23 protein-coding genes and 1 pseudogene are annotated in these 24,895 nt (G+C 73.5%); 11 read left to right on the forward strand and 13 right to left on the reverse strand.

Going from position 1 to position 24,895, the window contains the following annotated elements; translation table 11 throughout:
• Nucleotides 1–37 precede the first annotated feature (37 nt).
• The 8 genes and pseudogenes from ACFXMG_RS14460 to ACFXMG_RS14495 all read right to left on the reverse strand — a co-directional run bounded on the left by ACFXMG_RS14460 (nt 38) and on the right by ACFXMG_RS14495 (nt 10,687).
• A complete protein-coding gene (locus ACFXMG_RS14460) occupies nt 38–2,749 on the reverse strand; it encodes a hypothetical protein (RefSeq protein ID WP_383829075.1) in 2,712 nt (903 codons plus the stop codon).
• On the reverse strand, nt 2,749–4,650 hold the full coding sequence (pstS, locus tag ACFXMG_RS14465; RefSeq protein ID WP_383829077.1) for a phosphate ABC transporter substrate-binding protein PstS: 1,902 nt from the start codon (nt 4,648–4,650) through the stop codon (nt 2,749–2,751). The genes ACFXMG_RS14460 and pstS overlap by 1 nt, the downstream gene beginning before the upstream one ends.
• Nucleotides 4,647–5,885 carry a phosphate ABC transporter permease PstA gene (gene pstA, locus ACFXMG_RS14470; protein ID WP_383829079.1) on the reverse strand — a complete coding sequence of 413 codons (1,239 nt, stop codon included), beginning with the start codon at nt 5,883–5,885 and terminating at the stop codon, nt 4,647–4,649. The genes pstS and pstA overlap by 4 nt, the downstream gene beginning before the upstream one ends.
• Nucleotides 5,886–5,898: 13 nt before the next feature.
• Nucleotides 5,899–6,942 carry a phosphate ABC transporter permease subunit PstC gene (gene pstC, locus ACFXMG_RS14475; protein ID WP_383829081.1) on the reverse strand — a complete coding sequence of 348 codons (1,044 nt, stop codon included), beginning with the start codon at nt 6,940–6,942 and terminating at the stop codon, nt 5,899–5,901.
• A 78-nt stretch (nt 6,943–7,020) separates the two neighbouring features.
• A complete protein-coding gene (locus ACFXMG_RS14480; protein ID WP_383829083.1) occupies nt 7,021–7,392 on the reverse strand; it encodes a DUF1508 domain-containing protein in 372 nt (123 codons plus the stop codon).
• A 151-nt stretch (nt 7,393–7,543) separates the two neighbouring features.
• The gene (locus tag ACFXMG_RS14485) at nt 7,544–8,200 is read right to left on the reverse strand and encodes a PH domain-containing protein (protein WP_383829085.1); all 657 of its coding nucleotides are present in this window, start codon (nt 8,198–8,200) and stop codon (nt 7,544–7,546) included.
• A 127-nt stretch (nt 8,201–8,327) separates the two neighbouring features.
• A pseudogene (locus ACFXMG_RS14490) lies at nt 8,328–8,888 on the reverse strand (sortase domain-bontaining protein); the annotation flags it as partial.
• Between the two features lie 173 nt (nt 8,889–9,061).
• Nucleotides 9,062–10,687 carry a hypothetical protein gene (locus tag ACFXMG_RS14495; RefSeq protein ID WP_383829087.1) on the reverse strand — a complete coding sequence of 542 codons (1,626 nt, stop codon included), beginning with the start codon at nt 10,685–10,687 and terminating at the stop codon, nt 9,062–9,064.
• A 341-nt stretch (nt 10,688–11,028) separates the two neighbouring features.
• Here ACFXMG_RS14495 and deoC point away from each other — a divergent pair, with 341 nt between their 5' ends.
• From deoC to ACFXMG_RS14510, 3 genes are read left to right on the forward strand one after another with little or no spacing between them, the layout of a single operon-like run.
• Entirely contained in the window at nt 11,029–11,988 is a 960-nt protein-coding gene (gene deoC, locus ACFXMG_RS14500) for a deoxyribose-phosphate aldolase (protein ID WP_383829111.1), read from the forward strand.
• Between the two features lie 5 nt (nt 11,989–11,993).
• Nucleotides 11,994–13,433, forward strand: coding sequence for an aldehyde dehydrogenase family protein (locus tag ACFXMG_RS14505; protein ID WP_383829089.1), 1,440 nt, complete (start codon nt 11,994–11,996; stop codon nt 13,431–13,433).
• Nucleotides 13,423–14,322, forward strand: coding sequence for an aldehyde dehydrogenase family protein (locus ACFXMG_RS14510; protein ID WP_383829091.1), 900 nt, complete (start codon nt 13,423–13,425; stop codon nt 14,320–14,322). The genes ACFXMG_RS14505 and ACFXMG_RS14510 overlap by 11 nt, the downstream gene beginning before the upstream one ends.
• A gap of 64 nt (nt 14,323–14,386) precedes the next feature.
• Here ACFXMG_RS14510 and ACFXMG_RS14515 read toward each other — a convergent pair whose 3' ends face one another.
• Nucleotides 14,387–14,791 (reverse strand): hypothetical protein, encoded by a 405-nt coding sequence (locus ACFXMG_RS14515; RefSeq protein ID WP_383829093.1) that lies wholly within the window; start codon nt 14,789–14,791, stop codon nt 14,387–14,389.
• A 52-nt stretch (nt 14,792–14,843) separates the two neighbouring features.
• On the opposite strand from ACFXMG_RS14515, the gene ACFXMG_RS14520 reads away from it, so the two are divergent.
• Nucleotides 14,844–15,539: an ATP-binding protein gene (locus ACFXMG_RS14520; protein WP_383829095.1), complete on the forward strand. Its 696-nt coding sequence runs from the start codon at nt 14,844–14,846 to the stop codon at nt 15,537–15,539.
• 150 nt (nt 15,540–15,689) lie between these two features.
• On the opposite strand, the gene ACFXMG_RS14525 is transcribed toward ACFXMG_RS14520, so the two are convergent.
• Nucleotides 15,690–16,412: a SigE family RNA polymerase sigma factor gene (locus ACFXMG_RS14525; RefSeq protein ID WP_383829097.1), complete on the reverse strand. Its 723-nt coding sequence runs from the start codon at nt 16,410–16,412 to the stop codon at nt 15,690–15,692.
• Nucleotides 16,413–16,583: 171 nt separating this feature from the next.
• On the opposite strand from ACFXMG_RS14525, the gene afsQ1 reads away from it, so the two are divergent.
• The 5 genes from afsQ1 (at nt 16,584) to ACFXMG_RS14550 (ending at nt 20,322) form a co-directional block, all read left to right on the forward strand.
• Nucleotides 16,584–17,261: a two-component system response regulator AfsQ1 gene (gene afsQ1, locus ACFXMG_RS14530; RefSeq protein WP_383829099.1), complete on the forward strand. Its 678-nt coding sequence runs from the start codon at nt 16,584–16,586 to the stop codon at nt 17,259–17,261.
• Nucleotides 17,258–18,817, forward strand: coding sequence for an ATP-binding protein (locus ACFXMG_RS14535; RefSeq protein WP_383829101.1), 1,560 nt, complete (start codon nt 17,258–17,260; stop codon nt 18,815–18,817). The genes afsQ1 and ACFXMG_RS14535 overlap by 4 nt, the downstream gene beginning before the upstream one ends.
• On the forward strand, nt 18,814–19,416 hold the full coding sequence (locus tag ACFXMG_RS14540) for a hypothetical protein (protein ID WP_383829103.1): 603 nt from the start codon (nt 18,814–18,816) through the stop codon (nt 19,414–19,416). Before ACFXMG_RS14535 ends, ACFXMG_RS14540 begins: the two co-directional genes overlap by 4 nt.
• Nucleotides 19,417–19,455: 39 nt before the next feature.
• Nucleotides 19,456–20,028 (forward strand): VanZ family protein, encoded by a 573-nt coding sequence (locus tag ACFXMG_RS14545; protein ID WP_383829105.1) that lies wholly within the window; start codon nt 19,456–19,458, stop codon nt 20,026–20,028.
• A gap of 90 nt (nt 20,029–20,118) precedes the next feature.
• Nucleotides 20,119–20,322 (forward strand): PspC domain-containing protein, encoded by a 204-nt coding sequence (locus ACFXMG_RS14550; protein WP_383829107.1) that lies wholly within the window; start codon nt 20,119–20,121, stop codon nt 20,320–20,322.
• An 80-nt stretch (nt 20,323–20,402) separates the two neighbouring features.
• Here ACFXMG_RS14550 and ACFXMG_RS14555 read toward each other — a convergent pair whose 3' ends face one another.
• Both ACFXMG_RS14555 and ACFXMG_RS14560 read right to left on the reverse strand, forming a co-directional pair.
• The gene (locus ACFXMG_RS14555; protein ID WP_383829623.1) at nt 20,403–20,780 is read right to left on the reverse strand and encodes a hypothetical protein; all 378 of its coding nucleotides are present in this window, start codon (nt 20,778–20,780) and stop codon (nt 20,403–20,405) included.
• Between the two features lie 185 nt (nt 20,781–20,965).
• Nucleotides 20,966–22,120, reverse strand: coding sequence for an adenosine deaminase (locus ACFXMG_RS14560; protein WP_383829626.1), 1,155 nt, complete (start codon nt 22,118–22,120; stop codon nt 20,966–20,968).
• Between the two features lie 521 nt (nt 22,121–22,641).
• Here ACFXMG_RS14560 and ACFXMG_RS14565 point away from each other — a divergent pair.
• Nucleotides 22,642–22,995 (forward strand): GNAT family N-acetyltransferase, encoded by a 354-nt coding sequence (locus tag ACFXMG_RS14565; protein ID WP_384119710.1) that lies wholly within the window; start codon nt 22,642–22,644, stop codon nt 22,993–22,995.
• A gap of 88 nt (nt 22,996–23,083) precedes the next feature.
• The gene (locus ACFXMG_RS14570; RefSeq protein ID WP_383829633.1) at nt 23,084–23,863 is read left to right on the forward strand and encodes an alpha/beta hydrolase; all 780 of its coding nucleotides are present in this window, start codon (nt 23,084–23,086) and stop codon (nt 23,861–23,863) included.
• Here the strand turns inward: ACFXMG_RS14570 and ACFXMG_RS14575 are convergent.
• Nucleotides 23,849–24,781 (reverse strand): LysR family transcriptional regulator, encoded by a 933-nt coding sequence (locus ACFXMG_RS14575; RefSeq protein WP_383829636.1) that lies wholly within the window; start codon nt 24,779–24,781, stop codon nt 23,849–23,851. The two genes, ACFXMG_RS14570 and ACFXMG_RS14575, sit on opposite strands and share 15 nt — an antisense overlap.
• Nucleotides 24,782–24,895 lie beyond the last annotated feature (114 nt).

Consider the following 24,895-nt stretch of genomic DNA (forward strand, 5'->3'; position numbering starts at 1 on the left):
AACAATTCCGTACGGGCGGATCCGGGAACCACCACGTTCAGCCGCTTTTCAGGTTACGAATTCCTGTCCTAGGTGAATCCGAGGGGGTCGCGCGGCGGCCCGCGAATCCGAGGACGGCCGGCCCGGCGAGTGCGGCGGCGCCGCCGGCGACGAGGACCCCGAGGAGGACCCAGCGGATCCAGCCGAGGACCCCGGAGGGTGTGGTGCCGGTGGACGCGGCGAGCTGTTCGCCCGGGGCGCCGCCCGAGCCGGAGCCCGAGCCGGCTCCGGTCCCGCCGGGCGGGGCGGAGGGCGGGGCGGAGGACTGCCCGCCCGTTCCCGCGCCGCCGTCGGCACCGGAGCCGGAGCCCGAGCCGGTGGCACCGGAGGAGGACCCGCCGGTCCCCGTGCCGGGGTCCTCGCCACCGGAGCCACCGGAGCCGGTGGAGCCGGCGGAGGCACCGGAGCCGGACCCCGTGGAGCCGCCGGAGCCCGTCCCGGCCGCCCCTCCGGAGCCGCCGGGGCCACCGGAGCCGCCCGGGCCGCCGGAGTCGCCCCCCGGTCCGCCCGGCTCCGCCGGTGCCCCGCGCTCCAGCCGTTCGGCCGCCGCCGTCGCCCGCTCCTTCAGCTTCGCGGGCAGCGGGGCGTAGCCGAAGGGCAGGTCGCCGGGGGCGGTGCCCTGACGCTGGCCGGGGCCGGCCGCGTACCGCATCACGCGCGCGTAGTCCCGGCGGGCGTCGGCGGGCAGGCCGGTGGAGGCGGCGGCGTAGGTCACGACGGTCAGCGGGTAGCCGCCCGCGCGGACCCGGGCCGGGTCCGGGGCGAGGACGCCCGGCACCGACGAGTCCCGGAACTGGCCGACCGCCTTGAGGAGGGCGTCGGTGGTGGGCAGGACGTAGGTGCCGTCCGCGTCGGGCAGGGCGGCGACCTTGAGCTGGTAGCGGGCGGCGGAGGCGCTCTCAGTGATGCCGTAGGCACGGCGGGAGCCGGGCTGCGGCGCAGGGCCGATGAGCTTCAGCCCGCCGGAGGCGGTGTCCAGATCGGCCTCGTACTTGCTGTTGTGGCTGCCCCTGCGGGTCGACCGGGCGACCTCGTGGAGATCACCGGCGTACGGGGAGCGCTCGAGCGCCCCGTACGCGATCGTCTTCCCGGACAGGGTCAGCACGGTCTCGGTCGGGTCGGCCTTCGGGAACTCGTAGAGGCTCGTCCCGGGCAGGCCGAGGTCCGCGTAATGGGGATTGACCTTCATTCCCCACGGGTCCGCCTTTCCTTCCAGGAAGGCGCGCGCCTCACGATTTCCACGCACATAGTCCCAGACGACCTTCGAGGCGTCGGAACGCTCGGCGGAGAGCAGGATTCCACCGGGGTAGCTCATCTCGGCGGGCGGAGATTCCTTGAATCGCGGATTCAGTTCCAGGAATTCCGGATCGCGGACGATGGAGACCGGATTCTTCTTGAGGTGGTCGGGCGGCGGCAGGGCGGAGGTGCTCACCCGGACGTCGTACGGATAGGACAGCGTGAGCAGCTTCGCGAGGAGGCGGGGGCTGAGCCGCAGGTCCTTCACGAGCCCGATGGCGTCGGCCTCCCAGAAGAAGCCCACGGTCAGCCCGCTGACGGCGACCGGCGCGTGGACGAAGGCCGGCGCGCCGCCGTCCGGCGCGTCCCCGGACGGCTCCGGCGGCTCCGGCGGCTGAACCGGCTCGACCGGCTCGACGGTGAAGCCGAGGCCCGGGGAGCTGGCGGTCGGCGCGAGGAGGCCGGAGCGGACCGCCTCCTCGCCGCGCTGGGAGAAGGTGAAGCGGGTGGCGCCACCCGCGCAGAGGGCCGACTGCCAGGAGGTGACGGCCTCGGTGACCAGCTCGGAGCCGGTCATGCGGCGCTCCGTCTTGTCCGTCGGACAGGGGTCGCCGACCGGTAGGAAGCCGAGCGGGAAGACGAGCCGCTGCTCCCAGTTGGTGGTGGAGAGCGGCGAGGTCTGCGGCCTGCCGTCCTTCTGCGTGCCGTCCGGGTCGAAGGAGCCGCGCGGCACCACGACGAGCCAGCAGCTCCGGCCCCGGACCTCGGCGCCGGTGCCCTGCGGGTCGCCGCAGCCGAGGTGGGGCGCCTCACGGGTCGACTGGAGGTTGAAGCCGGCCTCGCCGGTGCCGTCGGGCTGGGTGACGAGGTAGGGCTCCTCGTTGGTGTCGACGGGGCTGAAGTAGGTCCAGTCGGTGGACTTGGTGGTGGCCGGGCCGGCGACGGGGGTGAAGGGGACGAAGGGGCTGGTGGTGTTGCCGGGGTACTCGGGGTCCGGGATGTCCTCGGCGTACTCCTCCTCCCTCGGGTCGGTACCGGCGGGGAGCACCCGGCGCCCGACGTGGCTGCCGACGTTGAGGCCGCCCAGCGGGAGGGCGCCGAACTGGCACTGGTCCCGCCGGGGCCCGGCCGGGTCGTCGCCCCAGCACTGCATGATCTGGAGGTAGTCGGCGCCGGCGGCGGTGGGCTCGCCGCCCTTCCAGGTGACCCGGACGCCCTGCCCGCGCAGGTTCCGCGTCTGGTGGACGGTCACCTCCAGGCCGGAGAAGTCGTCGTACGGTCCCCGGCCGCCGCGCTTGGTGACGGCGGAGCTCTCGGAGTCGGTGGCGGCGACGGCCTGCGTGTCCCGCGGCAGCGGCAGCAACGCGAGGACGAGCGCGAGGAGCAGGGCCCCGAGGCCGAGGGACCGGGAGCGGAGACGGGTGGTCGAGGTGCCGCCGGCCGCGGGCCGCGGCGGCGCGCCGAGGTGCCGCATCACCGGCCACCTCCCTGGCGGTCCGCACGCGCGGCCATCAGGCGGCCGACGAGCGGCGGTGCGATCACGGTGGCGAGGAGCAGGAAGGCCGAGAGGACCATCAGCAGGCCGCGCAGGCCGGCGCCCGAGTCGGCGGCGAGGGTGACGGGGGTGCCGACGACCGGGTTCCCGGCGAAGGCGTCCCCGCCCCCGGTGCCGTCGCCGCCGCCCGCCGCCCCGCCCGCGCCGCCGTCCGTGACGATGTCGCCGGTGTCGGGGTCCACGACGGGGCCGCCGCTGCCGCCGGAGGCCGCGGCGCCCGCGCCTCCCGAGCCCGAGCCGGTGCCGGATGCGGCGCCGGAGGCGGCCCCGGCCGTGGTCCCGCCGGTGCCGGTGGCGCCGGTCGACCCGCTGCCGGTCCCGCCGGTGGAACCCGTACCCGATCCCGTACCGGATCCCGTACCGCCGCCACTGCCGCCGGTCCCGCCACCCGAACCCCCGCTGGAGCCGGAGCCGTTGGAGCTTCCGCCGCCGGAACCACCCGACGCGGAGCCTCCGTTACCGCCGCCCGAGCCGGAACCGCCGGACGTGCCGCCGCCGTTGACGACCTGCGTCGGGACGCCCTTCGCGCCTCCCGTGCCGTCCGGGCACTGCTGCGCGCCCTGCTTGTCGCAGGACTTGGGCCGGGGGGCGTTCTTGGCGAGGGTGTTGGTGCCGTCGGCGGAGAAGGTGGGGTTGCGGCAGGAGGAGAGGTCGACGGCGCCGGTGGGGGCGCCGGGGATGCGGCGGATCTGGTCGAAGCCCGCCTGGACGAGGTTCTTCGGCAGCGGCGAGTAGCCCAGCTCCTCGGCCTGCTGCTGGCCCTCGCAGAGGAAGTAGCGGGCGAAGGTGCCGAGCGAGCGGCCCTTCTCGGCGGTGTGCGGGGCGGTGTCCGAGGTGGGGACGACCATGTAGCTGTAGCTGGAGAGCGGGTACGCCCGGGAGTCGCCGGAGCGGTAGACGTCGTCGAGGATCTGGGTGAGGTAGTTCGCCGACGAGCGGTTCGTCTCGATCCTCGCCTGGAGGAGGGCGACGGCGACGGCCTGGGCGGTCGGCTCGACGTAGTGGCCGGAGCGGTTGAGGACCTTGACGACCGGGAAGTGCGCGTTGACCGCGTACGAGTACTCGACGTAGGTGATCGCGCCCTCGCCCTGCGGCTGGCGGACGTGCGCCGAGACGCCGAGGGAGCCGGACTTGGCGACGGTGGTGGTGCCGGGCGCGACGGGGAAGTACGAGGTCATCCCGCAGGGGGTGGAGCGGCCGGCCCGCCGGCAGTAGTCGTCCCAGGTGGAGCCGTGCTCCTTGGCGAGCCAGGTGGTGAACTGGGCGGTGGTGCCCGAGCCGTCGGAGCGGACGACGGGCACGATCCGGCGGGCCGGGAGCACGAGTCCGGGGTTGTCGGCCTTGATCTCGGGCGCGTTCCACATGGTCAGCTGACCGGTGAAGATCTTCGCGAGGACGGGGCCGGAGAGGCGCAGGTTGGTGACCTGGCGGCCGCCGATCCGGAGGTTGTACATGAAGGCGGTGCCGCCCGCGACGATCGGCATGTAGGCGTAGCCGCGGCGCGGGGGCACGTCGGTGGCGCCGCCGTCGGTGAGTCCGTACGGGATCTCGGAGACGGCGAAGTCGACGGTGCCGTTCTTGAACTGCTCGCGGCCCTGGGAGGAGCCGTTGGCGTTGAAGTTGACGGTCAGTCCGATGTTGGCGCCGATGTTGCGCCGCCACTGCTCGACGGCGTTGGAGCTCCAGGTGGAGCCGGAGCCGGTGATCTTGGTGTAGCCGGCGGCGTGGGCGGCGGGCGGGCCCGCGAGGAGGGCGAGCAGCGCGCTGAGCACGGCGGCCAGGCCCAGGAGGGTGCGGGTGAGCGGGACGGGCGTTCTCACGACGTGCTCCTCGGAGGTACGGGCTGGGAGGGAAGGGCGGGGGCCGGGGCCGGGGCGGGCGCGGCCGTCGGGGCGAACCGGGCCGCGTCCTCCCGCGAGGCCGCCGCGCGCCGCCGCTCCTGGCGCTTCGTCAGCTGCCCGGGCCCGCGCCCTCCGGCGATCCGGGCGAGGACGAAGAGCAGCAGGACGAGGAGCATCAGCACGGCGGCGGTGCCGAAGCCGCGGGCGATCATGTTCGGTTCGGGCGACTTGACGAGCTCGAAGGTGGCGAGCGGCAGGGAGACCTGGGCGCCGGAGGTCGGCAGCGCGTTGAGCTCGGCGGTGAAGCCCGCGGTGAGCAGCACCGGGGAGGTCTCCCCCACCCCGCGGGCGGTGCCGAGGATGACGGCCGTGGTGAGGCCGGAGCGGGCGGTGGGCAGGACGACGTGCCAGACCGTGCGCCAGCGCGAGGCGCCCATGGCGTACGAGGCTTCGCGCAGGGTGCCGGGGACGAGCCGGATGACGACGTCGGAGGCGCGGATGATGATCGGCAGCATCATCACGGAGAGCGCGAGGGCGGCGGCGAGGCCGGAGCGGTCCATGCCGAGGGCCAGGATCACGGTCGCGTAGATGAAGAGACCGGCGACGATCGACGGCAGCGCGGTCATCGCCTCGACGATCGTGCGGACCAGGCGGGCGAAGGGGCCGGGGACCTCGTTGAGGAAGACGGCGCAGACGATGCCGGCCGGGACGGTGAGGACGAGCGCGATGCCGACCTGTTCCAGGGTGCCGACGACGGCGTGCAGGACGCCGCCGACGTCGAGCGGTTCGAGCGGGCCGGCGAGGCTCATGTCCTCGGTGAAGAAGTTGAGGTGGACGAGGGCCTCGCGGCCCTCCCAGAGGGTGAAGGCGACGACGAAGACGAGGACGGCGAGGAGGACGAGGCCGAGGGTGCGGACGACCACGCCGGCCACCCGGTCGCGGACGGCCGGCCCGTCCTCGTCGAAGGAGACGAGCAGCGCGTAGAGGCCGAGGAAGAGGGCGTACGCGACGAGGGCGAAGCCGACGGCGCCGGTGAAGGGCAGCAGCCGGGCGAAGAGCAGCCAGCTGAGGGCGAGCGCGGCGGCCGCGGCGCCGAGGACGGCGTACACGTCCGTGGCGCGCAGCCCGCTGGTGGCGCGGCGCCGTTCGGGCCCGGCCGGCGGGGCCTTCTCGGTGGGCGGTCGCAGCGTCGGCCGCTCCGGGGCGATGGTCATGCGGTTCCCCCTGTTACGCGTCGCTGGACGCGCCGGAGCGGCTGCGGGCGACGATGGACGAGGCGGCGAAGTTGACGATCAGGGTCATGACGAAGAGCGCGAAGCCGGCCGCCATCAGGGCGGACATGCCGAAGGCGGTGGCCTCGCCGTAGCGCAGGGCGATGAGCGAGGAGACCGAGCTGGTGCCGGTCTGGAGCACGTGCCACTGGATGGTGAAGACCTGCGAGATGACCATGTAGACGGCGATGGTCTCGCCGAGGGCGCGGCCGAGGCCGAGCATGGTGCCGCCGATCATGCCGCCCTTGCCGAAGGGCAGGACGACGGAGCGGATCATGCCCCAGCGGGTGGCGCCGAGCGCGTACGCCCCCTCGCGTTCCCCGGCGGGGGCCTGGGAGAAGACCTCGCGCATGATCGAGCAGATGATCGGCGCCACCATCATCGCGACGACGAGCCCGGCGACGAAGGTGGAGGAGGTGTAGACGGTGGGCGGCGCGAGCGGGTCGTCGGGGTCGGCGCCGTCGACGCGCAGGAAGGGGATCCAGCCGAAGTACGCGGAGATCCAGCGGGCGATCGGCAGGATCGATTCCTCCAGCCAGAACACGCCCCACAGGCCGTAGACGACCGAGGGCACGGCGGCCATCAGGTCGACGGTGGAGATGAGGGTGCGGCGGAGCCCGGGCGGGGCGTACTCGGAGATGTAGAGCGCGGCGCCGGTGGCGAGCGGCACGGCGACGACGATCGCGACGAGGGCGATGAGGACCGTGCCGAGGAGGACGGCGGCGATGCCGAACCGGCCGGCGTCCGGCTCCCAGTTCTCGGTGGTGAGGAAGGAGCCGCCGGCCCGGTCGAGGGCCTGCCAGGCGCGGTGCAGCAGGAAGCCGCCGACCAGGAGCATCACGGCGAGGACGAGCCCGCCGCCGGTGCGGGCGACGCCGCGGAAGACCCGGTCGGCGGGGCCGGGGTCGGCGTGCAGCCGTCTCGGCGTGTCGGGCGGGCCGGCGGGCCGCGCGTCAGGAGCGCCGGGCGGCGCGGTCGGATCGGTCGTCTCGGTCGTCACGGGAAGGACGTAAGTCCGGTCCGGTTGACATGCGCGCCACGAGACGTGAACGAGGGGCGCCCGAGAGGCAACTTCCGTTCACCATAAGGCGGTCGAGGTCCACTGGGCGGCCTCGGTGGCCAGCAGGGCGCGGAAGCGGTCGTAGGCGGAGCGGCAGGTCGAGTGGCGCTCGTACGACCTCCCGGAGAGCGCGGCGGTACGGCCCTCGGCGTCGCGCAGCAGCCAGACCCAGCCGTTGCCGCCCGCGGTGTGCTGCACCCCGCCCCCCATGGCCGCGTGCTGCGCGCAGAGCGCCGCGAAGGCGGCCCGGCAGGCCGCGTGGTCGGCGAAGCACTGCCCCGACCGCGCCACCACCCGCCCGTTCTGCGCGACGAGCCGCCAGTCGTATCGTCCGTCGGCTCTGACGTCGACCAGACAACGTGTCCCGGACACACCGGTGCCCTTGGTCATTGCCCCCACCCCCACAGTCTCGGCACGGGCAATCTATTGACAGTGCCGGGATCGTTGGGCGCTAAACCATCTGCGGGAGACATGCTTCACCCCGCCGTTGCCCCTAGGACATCGGCGGGGTGTGGAGGGCGCGCGGGGCGCGGGGCCGGGCTCAGCCGGTCGCGGTGAGCACCACGAAGAGGATCAGGCCGACGACGGCCGGGGCGATGATCTCGTACGCCCAGCGGATCTGCGGCTCGCCCTGCGCCCCGGGCCTGCTCCGGTGCCGCTCGGCCATCTCCCGCAGGTCGGCCACGGTCTGGTCGCTGGGCGCGGTGCGCGCGGCGGAGTCCCGGACGTCGGCGGTGACGCTGGTACGTCCGTGGGGGTCGTCCTGGGAGGCGCGGGAGGCCCGGCGCGCGGCCTTCTTCCGCTGCCGCAGCGAGACGGGCACGGCCCACAGCTGGTACTTGGCGCCCTCCTGCGTGAAGACCTCGCTGGAGTAGCCGGCCCGGAGGTCGGCGACCGACGCCCACGGCAGCAGGATCGAGCGGAAGGGGTTGCGGATCCGGAGCCGGTCCTCGTTGGCGTACACGGCGGGCCGGATGGTGAAGGCGAGGATCAGGGGCACGACGAGCAGCAGCCCGGCCAGCGCCAGCCAGGGCGTCCGGCCCTCGCCGCGCAGCACCGCGTCGCCCGCGAAGACGAGCGCCAGGGCGAGCAGGAAGACGCCTCCCGCGATGCCGAAGGAGGAGCGGAAGACGCGGTCGGCGTAGGTCGGCTCGGGGCTCGGCTCGGAGTTCGGCTCGGAGGGCGTGGGGCTCGTCATGCCGCCGATTCTGCCTCAGGAGGCGCGGTGGGGCTCGGGCGCCCCGCACGGGAGGGCTCAGGCGGGGAGGGCTCAGGCGGGCCGGGCGGTGATCAGGTCCGCGTACAGGATGACGCAGTTCGGGGCGGCGGGTGTCGCCGTAGACCTTCTCGGTCGGGAAGGCGTCCTTGGCGACCTGCTCCAGCTCCCGGACGCGGAAGACGGCGGCCGACCCGTCCGCGCGGGTCACGGTGATCTCGTCGCCGACCCGGACCCGGGAGACGTCCTTGAGCACGGCCGGTCCGCGCTCGGTGTCGAAGTGCCCGATGAGGACGGCGGGCCCGGTCTCGCCGGGCGTGACGCCCTTCCCGTACCAGCCGATCCGGTCCGCCTGCGCGACCGAGGGCACCTCGACGGTCCCGTCGGCGTTCAGCCCGAGGTCCAGGATCGGCCCCGTGTCGACCCCGGCGGAGGGGAGCTGGACCCGTACGGGCAGCGAGCGGACGAGCGGCTTCACGGCGGCGGCGGAAGCGGAAGCGGAAGCGGTAGTGGAGGCGGTGGGCGCCGGGGCGGCGGCCGACTCCACGATCCGGGCGGGCGGGGTGGCGACCGGCTCGTTCCCTGCCGAGCACCCGGCGAGCGCGACGAGGACGGCCGCGCACAGCACGGCGGAGGCGGAGGCGGAACGGCGGCGGTGGTGGTGCTTCATGGGCGGGCTCCGGCGGCGAGGAGGTCGGTACGGCGGGCGGCCGGCCGTCACGGGGTGGATGACGGCCGGCCTGGGGTGGGGTGGAACGCTCCGGGCTCGGGTCAGGGGCGAGGAGCGGGGTGTACGAGGCGTACGCGTCGCGGCGTACGGGCGTACGCCTCGGGGTGTACGGGTCAGCCCCGGGCGGCGGCGGAACGGCGGCGCAGCACGGTGAAGCCGAGCCCGGCGGCGGCCAGCGAGGCGGCACCGGCGCCGACCGCGAGCAGCGTGGCGGAGCTCTCCCCGGCGGCGAGCTCGGCACCGGCCGCGACGCCACCGCGCGGGACGACGGAGGTCTGACCGCCGGTGGTGACGGCGGTGCCCGCGCTGCCGTGCGTACCGGTACCGGAGCCGGAGCCGGTACCCGTACCCGTACCGGTGCCCGCACCCGCACCCGCACCGGAGCCCGTACCGTTCGCACCCTTGACCGGCTTCAGCTCGCAGCCCTTCGGCAGGGCCGGGAAGGCGTGCGTGCCGCCCTTGGCCGTGCCGCCTTCGACCTTGGTGTACAGCGACGGCGTGGCGCTGAACGGGTGGTCGATACGGGCGACGATGCCGGCGCTCTCCGGCAGCGAGGGGTGCGTGCGGTCGAGCGTCCGGAAGACCTGCTCGCCGCTGCCCAGGTCACGGAGGACGGCCTTCGGCCCCTCCGGGCTCATCGTCAGCTCGGCCTCGGTGCCGGCGCCGATGCCGACGGTGGTGACGGTGGTGCAGTCGTCGACGCGGGTGACCGGCTTCGGCGCGGCCTGCCGGGCGGCGCCGAGGACGTAGGCGGCGAACCCGCCGTCGCTCTCCAGGACGACGACGGCGTTGTTGAAGTGGAAGACCTGGCGGTCCTCCTTCAGGTAGGCGAAGCCGGTGCCCTCGGTGCCCCACCGCAGCTGCTGGATGCCGTAGCGGCCGTCCTTCTTCGCGAGCTCCAGCGTGGTGCCGTCGACGAGCTTGTACCGGCCGGGCTCGGCACCCGGGACGTAGTTGCCGACCCAGCTCAGGGTCGTCCCGTCCGCGTGGAGGACGAGGAACTGGCCGTTGTCGTTGCCCGCGACCGAGCGGTGGTCGGCGTCGAGCGTGCCGACGTTGCGGCCCTCGCGGTAGATCTCGGCGCGGTGGTGGTCGTCGGAGACCCGGAAGATCCGGGCCTCGACGCCGTTCGGCAGCTCGACGGTACGGACCTGGCCGGGGGCGGCGACGAGCCGAGGGGCGGCCTGCCGGGCCGCGCCCCGGACATAGGCGGCGAGGCCGCCGTCGGGCTCGACGACGATGATCGCGTCGCCGTACGTCATGACCTTGCGGTCGCCGTCGGTGGTGAGGATCTGGCCCCCGGCCTTGAGGGTGTAGCCGCCCCGCTCGGCCACGAGCTCCACGCGGACGCCGTTGACGAGCTCGTACGTGCCCGGGTCGGCGCCGGGGAGGTAGTTGCCGCGCCAGGTGGCGGTCTCGCCGCTCGGGTGGAGCACGAGGAAGGTGCCGTCGTCGTTGCCGGCCACCGCGCGCCCGTCGGCGTCCAGGGTGCCGACGCGCTGGCCCTCCTTGAAGAGCTCGGCGCGGAAGTGCGTCGCGCCGACCTTGAAGATCTTGGCCTCCGCCCCGTTCGGCAGGGCCAGGGTCCGGACGTACGTACCGTCCGCGTCGGCCGTCACCCCGGCACCGGCCTTCGGCGCGTGATCGGCCGCGACAGCGGCGCCGGCGGTGAGGGCCGGGGTGATCGCGACGCCCGCGACGAGCGCGGTGGCGATGGCGGTGCGAAGGGCGGTGCGCATAACGACTCCTGTGATGTCAGGCAGGTGATGGGGTGAGTCGCATGCCGCTGACATCTCCTCGGGGAGGGCCGGTGAGTTCTCGCTGGCTGCTGATAAGAATCTAAAGATCTTGTATGGGGGATCGGTCCACTCCATGTCACGAGCCTGTGACAGCCGTCACCCACCCCGACGGACCTTTCGCGCTCCACCCTTCACACCCCCGCGTACGCCCCTGCCCCACACCCCGGCACCGCCCCCAGACCACCCCCGCACCACGCCGTCCCGCGCCCGTGACCTCGGCCTCCTCTGACGCCCTCCCCTGTACAGGTCGCTACGCGCGTAGATATGCTCGACTGGTGACCATGCCCACCCATGCATCCGCAGCAGCCGCTTTCGCCGACGTGACCGCGTCCGAGAGCACGCTGCGCCGCTTCCTCCACGGGCTGCCCGGCGTCGACGCCGTGGGCCTGGAGGCGCGCGCCGCGTCCCTCGGCACCCGCTCGATCAAGACCACGTCCAAGGCGTACGCCATCGACCTGGCCATCTCCATGATCGACCTGACCACGCTCGAAGGCGCGGACACCCCGGGCAAGGTCCGGGCCCTCGCCGCGAAGGCCGTCCACCCCGACCCGACCGACCGCACGACCCCGACGACCGCCGCCGTCTGCGTCTACCCCGACATGGTGGCCACCGCCAAGGCCGCCCTCGCGGGCTCCGGCGTCAAGGTCGCCTCGGTCGCCACCGCCTTCCCGGCGGGCCGCGCCGCCCTCCCCGTGAAGCTGGCCGACACCGCCGACGCCATCGCCGCCGGAGCGGACGAGATCGACATGGTCATCGACCGTGGCGCCTTCCTCGCCGGCCGCTACCTGGAGGTCTACGACCAGATCGCCGCCATCAGGGCCGAGTGCGGCGACCGCGCCCGGCTGAAAGTGATCTTCGAGACCGGCGAGCTGTCCACGTACGACAACATCCGCCGCGCCTCCTGGCTCGGCATGATGGCCGGCGCCGACTTCATCAAGACCTCGACCGGCAAGGTCGCGGTCAACGCCACCCCGGCCAACACCCTGCTCATGCTGGAGGCGGTGCGCGACTTCCGCGCCCAGACCGGTGTACAGATCGGCGTGAAGCCCGCCGGCGGCATCCGCAACACCAAGGAAGCCATCAAGTTCCTGGTGCTGGTCAACGAGACGGCCGGCGCGGACTGGCTGGACAACCACTGGTTCCGCTTCGGCGCCTCCAGCCTGCTCAACGACCTGCTGATGCAGCGCCAGAAGATGGCGACCGGCCACTACTCCGGCCCCGATTACGTGACGGTGGACTGATCGACATGACCTCCCCCTTCGAGTACGCCCCCGCGCCCGAGTCGCGCGCGGTCGTCGACATCGCACCGAACTACGGCCTGTTCATCGACGGCGAGTTCACCGACGCGGCCGACGGCAAGGTCTTCAAAACCGTCTCCCCTTCCACCGAGGAGGTCCTCTCCGAGATCGCCCAGGCGGGCGAGGCGGACGTGGACCGCGCGGTCAAGGCCGCCCGCAGGGCCTTCGAGAAGTGGTCCGCGCTGCCCGGCTCCGAGCGCGCCAAGTACCTCTTCCGGATCGCCCGGATCATCCAGGAGCGCTCCCGCGAGCTGGCCGTCCTGGAGACCCTGGACAACGGCAAGCCGATCAAGGAGACCCGCGACGCGGACCTCCCCCTGGTCGCCGCCCACTTCTTCTACTACGCGGGCTGGGCCGACAAGCTCGACCACGCGGGCTACGGCGCGGACCCGCGCCCGCTGGGCGTGGCCGGCCAGGTCATCCCGTGGAACTTCCCGCTGCTGATGCTGGCGTGGAAGATCGCCCCGGCGCTCGCGACCGGCAACACGGTCGTCCTGAAGCCCGCCGAGACCACCCCGCTCTCCGCCCTGTTCTTCGCGGACATCTGCCGCCAGGCGGGCCTGCCCAAGGGCGTCGTCAACATCCTCCCCGGGTACGGGGACGCCGGCGCCGCCCTGGTCGCGCACCCCGACGTGAACAAGGTCGCCTTCACCGGCTCGACCGCCGTCGGCCGGCAGATCGCCCGCACGGTCGCCGGCAGCGACAAGAAGCTCACCCTGGAGCTGGGCGGCAAGGGCGCCAACATCGTCTTCGACGACGCCCCCCTCGACCAGGCCGTCGAGGGCATCGTCAACGGCATCTTCTTCAACCAGGGCCAGGTCTGCTGCGCGGGCTCCCGCCTGCTGGTCCAGGAGTCGATCCAGGACGAGCTGCTCGACTCGCTCAAGCGCCGCCTGTCGACGCTCCGCCTCGGCGACCCGCTCGACAAGAACACCGACATCGGCGCCATCAACTCCGAGGAGCAGCTCTCCCGGATCACCTCCCTGGTCGAGCGGGGCGAGGCGGAGGGCGCCGAGCGCTGGACCGCCGCCTGCGACCTCCCGGAGGCCGGCTACTGGTTCGCCCCGACGCTCTTCACGGGCGTCACCCAGGCGCACACCATCGCCCGTGACGAGGTCTTCGGCCCGGTCCTGTCGGTGCTGACCTTCCGCACCCCGGACGAGGCCGTCGCCAAGGCCAACAACAGCCAGTATGGCCTCTCCGCCGGCATCTGGACGGAGAAGGGCTCCCGCATCCTCGCGGTCGCGAACAAGCTCCGCGCCGGTGTCGTCTGGGCCAACACGTTCAACAAGTTCGACCCGACCTCGCCCTTCGGCGGCTACAAGGAGTCGGGCTTCGGCCGCGAGGGCGGTCGCCACGGCCTGGAGGCGTACCTCGATGTCCGATAAGACCGAGCAGAACCGTCTGAGCGTCTTCAAGACCTACAAGCTGTACGTCGGGGGCAAGTTCCCCCGCTCCGAGAGCGGCCGGGTGTACGAGGTGAGCGACTCCAAGGGCAACTGGCTGGCGAACGCCCCCCTCTCCTCCCGCAAGGACGCCCGTGACGCGGTCGTCGCCGCGCGCAAGGCGCAGGGCGGCTGGGCGGGCGCGACCGCCTACCTGCGCGGTCAGATCCTCTACCGCGTCGCCGAGATGCTGGAGGGCCGCCGGGACCAGTTCGTCCGCGAGGTCGCGGACGCCGAGGGCCTGTCGAAGTCGAAGGCGGCGGCGCAGGTCGACGCGGCGATCGACCGCTGGGTCTGGTACGCGGGCTGGACCGACAAGATCGCCCAGGTCGTCGGCGGCGCCAACCCGGTCGCCGGCCCCTACTTCAACCTCTCCACCCCGGAGCCGACCGGCGTCGTCACCGTGCTCGCCCCCCAGGAGTCGTCCTTCCTGGGCCTGGTCTCGGTGATCGCCCCGGTCATCGCGACGGGCAACACGGCCGTCGTCATCGCCTCCGAGAAGGCCCCGCTCCCCGCCCTCTCCCTGGGCGAGGTCCTGGCCACCTCCGACCTCCCCGGCGGCGTGGTCAACATCCTCTCCGGCAAGGCCGCCGAGATGGGCCCGCACCTCGCGGCCCACCTGGACGTCAACGCGATCGACCTGACGGGCGCCGACGCCGCCCTGGCCAAGGAGCTGGAGATCGCGGCCGCCGAGAACCTGAAGCGCGTCCTGCGCCCCCGTACCGAGGACTTCGCCGAGTCCCCCGGCACGGACCGCATGACGGCCTTCCTGGAGACGAAGACCGTCTGGCACCCCACGGGCTCGCTGGGCGCCTCCGGCTCCTCGTACTAGCCCCCCGGCATACGGGACGGCCCCCGGGCAGCAGCACTGCCCGGGGGCCTTCGGCATGCCCGCGTTACGGAAGCAGCTTCTGGGTCAGCGGTCCGGCCACCGGCAGGTCGGCGACCGCGCCGCCCTTCGCGACGTCGCCGGTGACGAGGTCCGTGCCGATCGGCTTGAAGTCGGCGATCTGGGTGCCGATGCCGTTGGCCAGCGGGTCGACGCCGGTGTTGGCCAGCGGGTCGAGCTGGAGCCTCGTCAGCGGGCCGAGCCCGTGCGTGACGCCGGACAGGGCGCCCGCGCCGGCCGCGGCGGCGTCCGTGCGGGTCAGCGAGTCCACCGGCAGCGGCACGGCGGCACCCGGCGCCGCCTGGGCCGCGGCCGCCGCGCCGAACACGGCGGCACCGGCCGCGGTGACGCCGAGACCGGCCTGGAACAGGAAGCCGCGGCGGGGGGTCTTCGGCTCTGCGTGACGCGCCATGAGGGTCCTTCCGAGGGGTGAGCGGGCGGCCACCGACAGTAGTGGAGGTGTGATGCTCGATACCAACGGCCCTCCTCGGTGGTCCCCTGGACGGGGTAATGCCTCACACTGGTGTTCCGTGAGTTCCCAACCGATCCCGACCCGGGTCGTCCTGCTCGCGGGCCCCTCCGGCTCCGGCAAGTCGTCCCTCGCCGCCGTCACCGGCCTCCCGGTCCTGCGCCTCGACGACTTCTACAAGGAGGCGGGCGACCCGTCGCTCCCCCTCGTCGACGGCGGCAGCGACACCGACTGGGACTCCCCGCGCTCCTGGGACGCGGACGCCGCCGTCGCCGCGATCGTCGAGCTGTGCCGTACGGGCCGGACCGAGGTGCCCGTGTACGACATCGCCACCAGCTCCCGCACCGGCAGCGACCGCCTCGACATCGAGCGGACCCCGCTCTTCATCGCCGAGGGCATCTTCGCCGCCGAGATCGTGACCCGCTGCCGGGAGCTCGACGTGCTGGCCGACGCGCTCTGCCTGCGCGGCCGCCCGTCCACCACCTTCCGCCGCCGGCTCCTGCGCGACCTGCGGGAGGGCCGCAAGTCGGTCCCGATGCTGCTGCGCCGCGGCTGGCGCCTGATGCGCGCCGAGCGCGCCATCGTCATCCGCCAGACCGCCCTGGGCGCCCACCCCTGCGCGAAGCCGGAGGCCCTGGGCCGCCTGGCCGCCGCCGCGGCGGGCCGCCACCGCACCCCCGCGAGCCGCTGAGGCGCCCCGCGCACGCACCCGCACCACGCACGAAGCGGGCCCTACGAGACCCCCCGGACTCGTACGACCCGCTTCGCTGTTTCCCCCGTGGGCTCCAGATCCCCCCTGGAGCCCTCCCCCGTGGTGCTTCCCCCGTGTCCCCCCGTATCCCTAGGCGACCAGCTCGCCGAAGGACTCCTCCTCGTCACGGCCGAAGCTCAGCACCTCGTCCTCGCGCAGCCGCCGCAGCGACCGCCAGATGCTCGACTTCACCGTGCCGACGCTGATGTCCAGGATCTCCGCGATCTCCGGATCGGTCCGGCCCTCGTAGTAGCGCAGCACCAGCATGGTCCGCTGGAGCTCGGGCAGGCGGGCCAGGGCCTGCCACAGCACCGCGCGCAGCTCGGTGCCGCGCATCGCGTCCGTCTCGCCGACCGTCTCCGGCAGCTCCTCGGTCGGGTACTCGTTGACCTTGCGCCGGCGCCAGGCGCTGATGTGCAGATTGGTCATCGTGCGGCGCAGGTAGCCGCCGACGGCGGCCTTGTCGCTGATCCGGTCCCAGGCGCGGTACGTGGAGAACAGCGCGCTCTGGAGCAGGTCCTCGGCCTCGAAACGGTCACCGGTCAGGTGGTAGGCGGTGGCGTACAGGGAGGCCCGGCGCTCCTGGACGTAGGCCGTGAACTCGGCCTCCGAACAGGAACGCTCCCCCGTGGCCTCCCCGTACACCGCTCCCCCGTCAGCGACGGCGACCATGTACGGCGCCTTGCGCTGACGCCCGACGGTACGAACGCACCCCCGTCCGTTCGCCACACCGCCGGACTTCTCGGTGCTCCGCACGACGTCGTGGAGACGCGTGACAACTGCGCTGGAGGTGGTGCCGTGCAGTGTGTTCATCTCGCGCCCCCCGTCGTTCGGAGTGTGTGTTTCGGTCCGTGTGCCAAGAAGCTTGCCCGGCGGACTTCATGGCGTTGTCCGCCGACTGTCACAGACGTGTCACAGGGACGGCGACGGAAGCGCGCCTCCGGGCGGTCGAACTCGGACGGCTCATGAGCCAGAATGACCTCCGTGCCTTTTCTGCTGCTGATCGAGGACGACGACGCCATCCGCACGGCCCTCGAACTCTCCCTGTCCCGGCAGGGCCACCGGGTGGCCACCGCCGCGTCGGGCGAGGACGGCCTGCTGCTGCTCAAGGAGCAGCGGCCCGACCTGATCGTGCTGGACGTGATGCTGCCCGGCATCGACGGGTTCGAGGTGTGCCGGCGGATCCGCCGCACCGACCAGCTCCCGATCATCCTGCTCACCGCGCGCAGCGATGACATCGACGTCGTCGTGGGCCTGGAGTCGGGCGCCGACGACTACGTGGTGAAGCCGGTGCAGGGGCGGGTGCTCGACGCCCGGATCCGGGCGGTGCTGCGGCGCGGCGAGCGGGAGTCGACGGATTCGGCCACCTTCGGGTCGCTGGTGATCGACCGGGCCGCGATGACCGTGACGAAGAACGGCATGGACCTCCAGCTGACCCCGACCGAGCTGCGGCTGCTGCTCGAACTGAGCCGGCGGCCCGGACAGGCGCTGTCCCGGCAGCAGTTGCTGCGGCTGGTGTGGGAGCACGACTACCTGGGCGACTCGCGTCTGGTGGACGCGTGCGTGCAGCGGCTGCGGGCGAAGGTGGAGGACGTGCCGTCCTCGCCGACCCTGATCCGCACGGTGCGCGGCGTCGGTTACCGGCTGGACGTCCCTGCGTGACGAAGGGGAACAGGGGGGTGTTCGCCCGGCTGCGGCTGTCCAGCCTGCGCCTGCGGCTCGTCGTGGTGTTCGCGCTGGTGGCGCTGACGGCGGCGGTGTCGGCGTCGGGGATCGCGTACTGGCTGAACCGCGAGGCGGTGCTCAAGCGCACCCAGGACAGCGCGCTGAACGACTTCCGGCAGGAGATGCAGAACCGGGCGGCGACGCTGCCGCTGCGCCCGACGCAGGAGGATCTGCGGCGCACGGCCGAGGAGATGACGGCGGGCGGCGCCGGCTACCAGGTGCTGCTGCTGGGCGAGCGGGCGGTGGGGAAGCCGATCGTGGGCGCCTCGGACCCGGACGTGTTCACGCTGGCCGACGTGCCGGTGTCGCTGCGGGAGGCGGTGGACACCCGGCGCCCGGTGACGGACGCGAACCCGTATCCGTACCACCTGTTCTGGCAGCGGACGGAGCGGGGCGGGACGCCGTACCTGGTGGGCGGGACGCGGATCGACGGCGGCGGGCCCGCCGGTTACATGTTCAAGTCGCTGGCGGCGGAGAAGGCGGACCTCAACTCGCTGTCCTGGTCGCTGGGGATCGCGACCGGTCTCGCGGTGATCGGTTCGGTGCTGCTGGCGCAGGTGGCGGCGTCGACGGTGCTGCGGCCGGTGCGGCGGCTCGGCGAGGCGGCCCGGCAGCTCGGCGAGGGCAAGCTGGACACCCGGCTGCCGGTGTCGGGCGCGGACGAACTGTCCGATCTGACGCGGACGTTCAACAGCGCGGCGGAGAACCTCCAGAAGAAGGTGGCGGACATGAGCGCGCGGGAGGAGTCCTCCCGGCGCTTCGTCGCGGACATGTCGCACGAGCTGCGGACCCCGCTGACCGCGCTGACGGCGGTGACGGAGGTCCTGGAGGACGAGCAGGACTCCCTGGACCCGATGATCGCCCCGGCGGTGGCGCTGGTGGTGAGCGAGACCCGGCGGCTGAACAACCTGGTGGAGAACCTGATGGAGGTGACCCGCTTCGACGCGGGCACCGCCCGGCTGGTGTTGGACGACGTGGACATCGCCGACCAGATCACCGCGTGCATCGACGCGCGGGCGTGGCTGGACGCGGTGGACCTGGACGCGGAGCGCGGCATCGTGTGCCGGCTCGATCCGCGCCGGCTGGACGTGATCCTGGCGAACCTGATCGGGAACGCGCTGAAGCACGGCGGCTCCCCGGTGCGGGTCTCGGTCCGCACCGAGGACGGGCCGGGCGAGGAACCGGAGGAGGAGCTGGTCGTCGCGGTGCGGGACCACGGTCCCGGCATCCCCGAGGAGGTGCTGCCGCACGTCTTCGACCGCTTCTACAAGGCGAGCGCCCAGCGGCCCCGCTCCGACGGCTCCGGTCTCGGTCTGTCGATCGCCATGGAGAACGCGCTGATCCACGGCGGGACGATCTCCGCCGCCAATTCGGTGGGCGAGGACGGCGCGGTGGACGGCGCGGTGTTCGTGCTGCGGCTGCCCCGGGACGCGTCGGCGGTCGCCCGCGCCCTGGGCACCGGTTCCCGGCAGGGCGAGGGGGAGGACGAGTGAGGCTGCGTACGGCCGCCGTGGCGGCACTGGCCGTGCTGGTCACGGGGTGCGGGATCAGGACGACCTCGGTGCCGGTGGACGCGGGCGCGGCCCCGTCCCGGGTGCCGTGCAACGTGCCGGAGGCGGCGGCGCCCGGTCCCGGGGTGCCGGTGCGGGCGTTCCTGGTGTGCGGTTCGCAGCTGGAGCCGGTGGACCGCAGGTCGCCGCAGCCGGAGGACAAGGTGAGCGGCGACCCGGTGCGGACGGCGACGGCGCTCCTGGCCCAGCTGCTCGCGGACCCGTCGGAGGCGGAGCGGCAGGCCGGTTTCACCACGGCGGTACGGGCTCCGCTGTCGGTGGAGGGCGGCCGGCCGGGCGACCCGGAGGGCACGCTGCGGCTGAGCCGTCAGCCGGAGGACCTGGCGCCGGCGGCGCTGTCGCAGCTGGTGTGCACCTTCGCGGAGAGTTCGGCGGGCGCGGGCGGGCACACGGTGCTGCTCGCGGGCCCGGGGGCGTACCCGCCGAAGCGCTACCGCTGTACGACGGAGCTGCGGGAGCGGCCGGAGTCGGCCCCTCCGACGGCGGCGGCGCCGACGGCTCCGGCGACGCCGGCGGGCTGAACCGGAACCGTTCCCCGCACGGGCGGCGTCTTGGGGGGCGTGCAGCGTCAAGGTTCGGGCGGGAACGCCGCCGTGGTCGTCCGCGTGATCGGGTTCGTGCTCCTGATCGCGCATCTGCTGCTCGTCGCGTGGGTCGGACTGCTCCCACGGGACGTGGCCTGGGTGACCGCGCCGAACACGGTGCCGCTGGCCGGGCTGCGGGCCGATCTGGCCCTCGGGCCCGCCGCGGCGGCCCGGCAGATCGCCGCGGGACTGCTGCTGCTCGCCCCGCTCGGGGTGCTGCTTCCGATGTGCGACGGGCGGCTCGACGCGTCGCGGTGGGGGTCGCTGACCCGGACGACGGCGGCGGGGGCGCTGGTGTCGCTGGCGCTTGAGCTGCTCCAGACGGCGGTGCCGGGGCAGGTCGTGGACGTGGACTCGGTGCTCCTGAACACCCTCGGGGTGGCGCTGGCGCATCTTCTGGTGGTGCCGGCGGCGCGGGCGCGGATGCGGCGCCGTCGGGCGTCCGCGAAGGGCCAGGGGCGGGGCCGGGGTCAGGGTCGGGTCCTGATGGGGAACGAGGCGGATCAGGGTCGTACCCCGAGGATTCCCAGGGTTCCGATCGCCCGGTAGGCCGACGTCGAAGGGGTGGGCGCGGAGGCACCATGGAGTCATCGGGAGGCCCGGAGGAGCGGCCGCCCGGAACCGACGAAGGAGCCCACCATGGCCGCACTTGTCCGCCCCCGCGAAGGCCGGATGCTCGGCGGTGTGTGCGCGGCGCTCGCCCGGCGCTTCGGCACCTCCGCCCTGACGATGCGGGTGATCTTCCTGGCCTCGTGCCTGCTGCCCGGTCCGCAGTTCCTGCTCTACGCGGCGCTGTGGCTGCTGCTGCCGAGCGAGTCGCGGACGAAGGCGGCCGCCTGGTAGCCGCGGCGGCACCCAGCACGCCGAAGGGGCGCGGACCCGGGGAAGCCCGGTCCGCGCCCCTTCGGCGTGGGGTGGTGCGGTCAGCCGATCGGCAGGCCGCCGGCGCCGAGCGGGAGGCCGCCGAGCAGGCCGCCGAGCGGGGTGGCGCCGAGGGCGCCGGTGGCGGCGTCGGTCGGCAGGTTCTGGGTGGCCTGGCCGGCCGCCCCGGGGAGGGTCTTGACGCCCTGGTCGAGGCCCTGGCCGAGGGCGCCCTGGCCGGCGGCGAGGGACTCGCCGGCGCCGTCGGGCAGCGTGGTGAGGCCGTCGCCCAGGGGGGCGAGCTGGGTCACGGAGCCCAGCGCGTCGGCGCCGTCGAGCGGTGCCGGGAGCGGGGCCGCGGAGGCCGTGCCGGCGGCGGCAGCGGCGAATGCGGCGCCGAGGGCGGCGACACCGAGCTTCTTGGCGGCAGACTGCTTCATCTGAAAATCTTCCTTGGGCTTGGGGGCTGAGCTTCGGGACATCAGGAAAACAGATCCGGAACAGGGGAATCCGGATATGCAGAGCAGCTCCGCAAACTAACCGCCCCGACTCCGGTCCGCAAACACCGGAAAGCCGCCGGGTGTCGTGCTCCCCGGCGGCTCCGTGTCCTTCCGTGTGGCCCTTCTCAGCCCTCGTGGCCGGAAGACGCGCTGGTCGTGGCGGTCTGTCGGAAAAGCCACTCGGATTTCAGTTCGGCATATCCGGGCTTGATCACGTCGTTGATCATGGCCAGTCGTTCATCGAAAGGAATGAACGCTGATTTCATCGCATTGACGGTGAACCACTGGATGTCGTCGAGCGTGTAATCGAAGGTGTCGACCAGGAGCTCGAATTCCCGGCTCATGCTGGTGCCGCTCATCAGCCGGTTGTCGGTGTTCACCGTCGCCCGGAAGTGGAGCTTGCGGAGCAGTCCGATGGGGTGCTCGGCGTACGAGGCGGCGGCGCCGGTCTGGAGGTTGGAGGTGGGGCACATCTCCAGCGGGATCCGCTTGTCGCGGACGTAGGCGGCGAGCCGGCCGAGGCTCACCGTGCCGTCGCCGGCGACCTCGATGTCGTCGATGATCCGGACGCCGTGGCCGAGCCGGTCGGCGCCGCACCACTGGAGCGCCTGCCAGATCGACGGGAGGCCGAACGCCTCGCCCGCGTGGATGGTGAAGTGGTTGTTCTCCCGCTTGAGGTACTCGAAGGCGTCGAGGTGGCGGGTGGGCGGGTAGCCGGCCTCGGCGCCCGCGATGTCGAAGCCGACGACGCCGTCGTCGCGGTAGCGGTTGGCGAGCTCGGCGATCTCCAGGGCGCGGGCCGCGTGGCGCATGGCGGTGAGGAGGGCGCCGACCCGGATCCGGTGCCCGGCGGCGCGGGCCCGCCGCTCGCCCTCGCGGAAGCCCTCGTTGACCGCCTCGACGACCTCCTCCAGGGTCAGCCCGGCCTCCAGGTGCTGCTCGGGGGCGTACCGCACCTCGGCGTAGACGACGCCGTCCTCGGCGAGGTCGACGGCGCACTCGGCGGCGACGCGGAAGAGCGCCTCGCGGGTCTGCATCACGGCGCAGGTGTGCGCGAAGGTCTCCAGGTAGCGCTCCAGGGAACCGGAGTCGGCGGCCTCGCGGAACCAGACGCCGAGCTTGTCGGGTTCGGTCTCGGGCAGCTTCGAGTAGCCCTGTTCCCGGGCGAGTTCGATGATCGTGCCGGGGCGCAGTCCGCCGTCGAGGTGGTCGTGGAGCAGCACCTTCGGGGCACGGCGGATCTGGTCCGCGGTGGGGACGTGGGATGTCGGGCTCGTCATTGCCGCACTCTAGCCCCTACGCGCGTAGAATGCCCCCTGTGGCGCCGGGTCCGGAAGTCTTTTTCCGGTGCGCCGCCGGGGCCCGTCTGCCTAGCCTCGGCCCATGACCCCGACCTCGTACGCCACCGAACTGCCCCGCGTCCACCGCTTCCTCGTCGACTTCCACCGCCGACAGGCCGCCCGCACGGCCGACTTCCCGGGCGGCTTCGCCGCGCTCGACGACACCTACGCGCACTCGCGCGGCAGCAACCACGCACTGGTCACCGGCCCGACCGACCCGGAGGCCCTGCCCGGGCGGCTCGACGCGCTCCTCGGGCACCTCCCCTTCCGGCTCCTGTACGTGCTCGACGGGGAGGTCGCCGCCGGCTGCCGGGGGCCGCTGGAGCGGGCCGGGTACACGGCCGGAGGCACGTACGTCATGCGGCACACCGGTCCCGTGCCCGCGCACGGCGGGGCCCGGGAGGTGGGCCTGGAGGCGCTGCGCGCGCCGGTCGCCGCCTCCTGGCGGCTTCCTCCCGGAGGTGCCGGACGAGGTGATCGAGCACCTCGTGGAGCGGCGGGCGGCCCGGCTGCGCGGCGCCCCGGAGGTCCGCTTCCTCGCCTCGTACACCGAGGACGGCGAGGTGGCCGCCTGGGCCGACCTCTACCTCGACCCGGAGAGCGGGATCGGGCAGGTGGAGGACCTGGTCGCGGCGGCGGAGCACCGGGGGAACGGGCACGCCGGGCGGGTCCTCGACACGGCGCTGCACCTCGCGGACGCGGCGGGCTGCGGGCTGCGCTTCCTGACGGCCGACACCGCCGACTGGCCGCACACCTGGTACGCCCGCCGGGGCTTCACCGCCGTCTCCACCGTCCACCTCTTCGAACGCGCGTAGACCGCACGGGAGTTCGCTCCCCGGACGATACGTAACAGAGACCGCGCGTACGACTGCCGTACACCTCCGCTTCTGAGACTGTTCTGTCATGGCGCAGTACGCACTCGTGGGGACCGCCGACGGCCGGAGACCCCGGCTCGGTCGGCCTGTCGGGGTTTCACGGTCCGTGGCGGCGGTGGGCGGCGTGGCGCTGCTCCTGCCGGACGGCGAGCCCGTGTCCGGGCGCCGGGCCTCGGCCCGGGCACACGCCTCCGCGCTCCCGCTGGGGCGCGAACTCGCCCGCGCGGGACAGTCGGAGGGGCTCGTCGCCCAGGTGGTGCGCTACCGGGGGCGCGGCTGGAACGGCACCGACGCGGAGCTCGCGGCGGACGCCTCCTGGGCGATCGGCGAGGCGGTACGGCGCTACGGCGACGTCCCGGTCTGCCTGGTCGGCCACGGGATGGGCGCGCGGGCGGCGCTGCGGGCCGCCGGGCACCCGGCGGTCGGCGCGGTCCTCGCGCTCGCGCCCTGGCTGCCCGAGGACGACGTGGCCGCCGAGCCCGAGCCCGTGCGGCAGCTGGTGGGGCGGCGGGTGCTCATCGTGCACGGCACCAACGACGCCACGACCGACCCCGAGCTGTCCTTCCGCTTCGCGGCCCGCGCCAAGAAGGCGAACCGCGAGACCTGCCGCTTCGAGGTGCACACGGACGGGCACGGGCTGCGCCAGTACGCCGACGAGGTGCGGGCGCTCGCCGCCGACTTCGTACTCGGCGCGCTCTTCGCCCGGCCCGTCACCCGGCCCCTGACGGACGCGATGGCGGCCCCGCCGCCGATCGGCCTGCGGATGCCGCTGGCGGCGGGGTTCGGCGCCGGGTCACGCCGGCGCTGAGTCCTCCTGCGGCGGCCGGGACTCCTTCGGGAGGAGGTGGCCGCGCCGGCTCAGCAGGAACTTCTTGAAGGCGGCCACCGGGGCGGTGTCCGGGTGGCCGTCGAGCCAGGCGACGCCGATCTCGCGGACCGCGCGCGGGGCGGTGACCGTCAGCTCGACGACCCCGGGTCGGGCCACGGCCGGCGGCGGCAGCAGCGCCACCCCGAGCCCGGCCGCGACCAGGCCGCGCAGGGTCTCGGCCTCCTCGCCCTCGAAGGCGACCCGGGGCGTGAAGCCGGCCTCCGCGCACAGGTCGTCGGTGATGCGGCGGAGCCCGTACCCCGGTTCGAGGGTCACGAAGGTCTCCTCGGCGGCCTCGGCGAGCCGGATGCGGCGGCGGCCGGCCAGCCGGTGGTCGTCGGGGACGACCAGCCGCAGCCGCTGCTCGTCGAGACGGCGGCCGACCAGGTCGGGGGCGTCCGGCACCGGCGAGGTCAGACAGAGGTCGAGCTCGCCCGCGCGGAGCCGTTCGATCATCGCCTCGCCGTAGTTCTGGACGAGGGTGAAGCGGACCTTCGGGTGGTCGACCCGGAAGGCCCGGATCAGCGCCGGTACGGTCTCCGAGCCCATGGTGTGCAGGAAGCCGAAGGCGACCCGCCCGGCCGTGGGGTCGGCGTCGGCCCGTACGGTGTCGGCGGCCCGCTCGACCTCGGCCAGCGCCCGCTCGGCGGCGGTCAGGAAGCGGCGGCCCGCCGGGGTGAGCGCCACCGTCCGGCCGCGCCGGGCGAACAGCGCGACCCCGAGGTCCGCTTCGAGCCGGACCATCGCCCGCGACAGCGTCGACTGCGGCACGCCCATCTCGGCCGCGGCCCTGGTCACGTGCTCGTGCCGGGCGACCGCGGCGAAGTACGCGAGCCGCGGCGCGAGCAGCGGTCCCATGTCTTCTTCGTTACTGTTCGGTGACAGCCGAGGCTGTGACCTGTACTCATGCAGCACGGGAACGATTACAGCAGATCCGTGCATTGGACGCATGAAGCGGACGGTCCTACGTTC

Origin of the sequence: Streptomyces sp. NPDC059201, from assembly GCF_042754585.1 — a bacterium.
Lineage (GTDB): Bacteria > Actinomycetota > Actinomycetes > Streptomycetales > Streptomycetaceae > Streptomyces.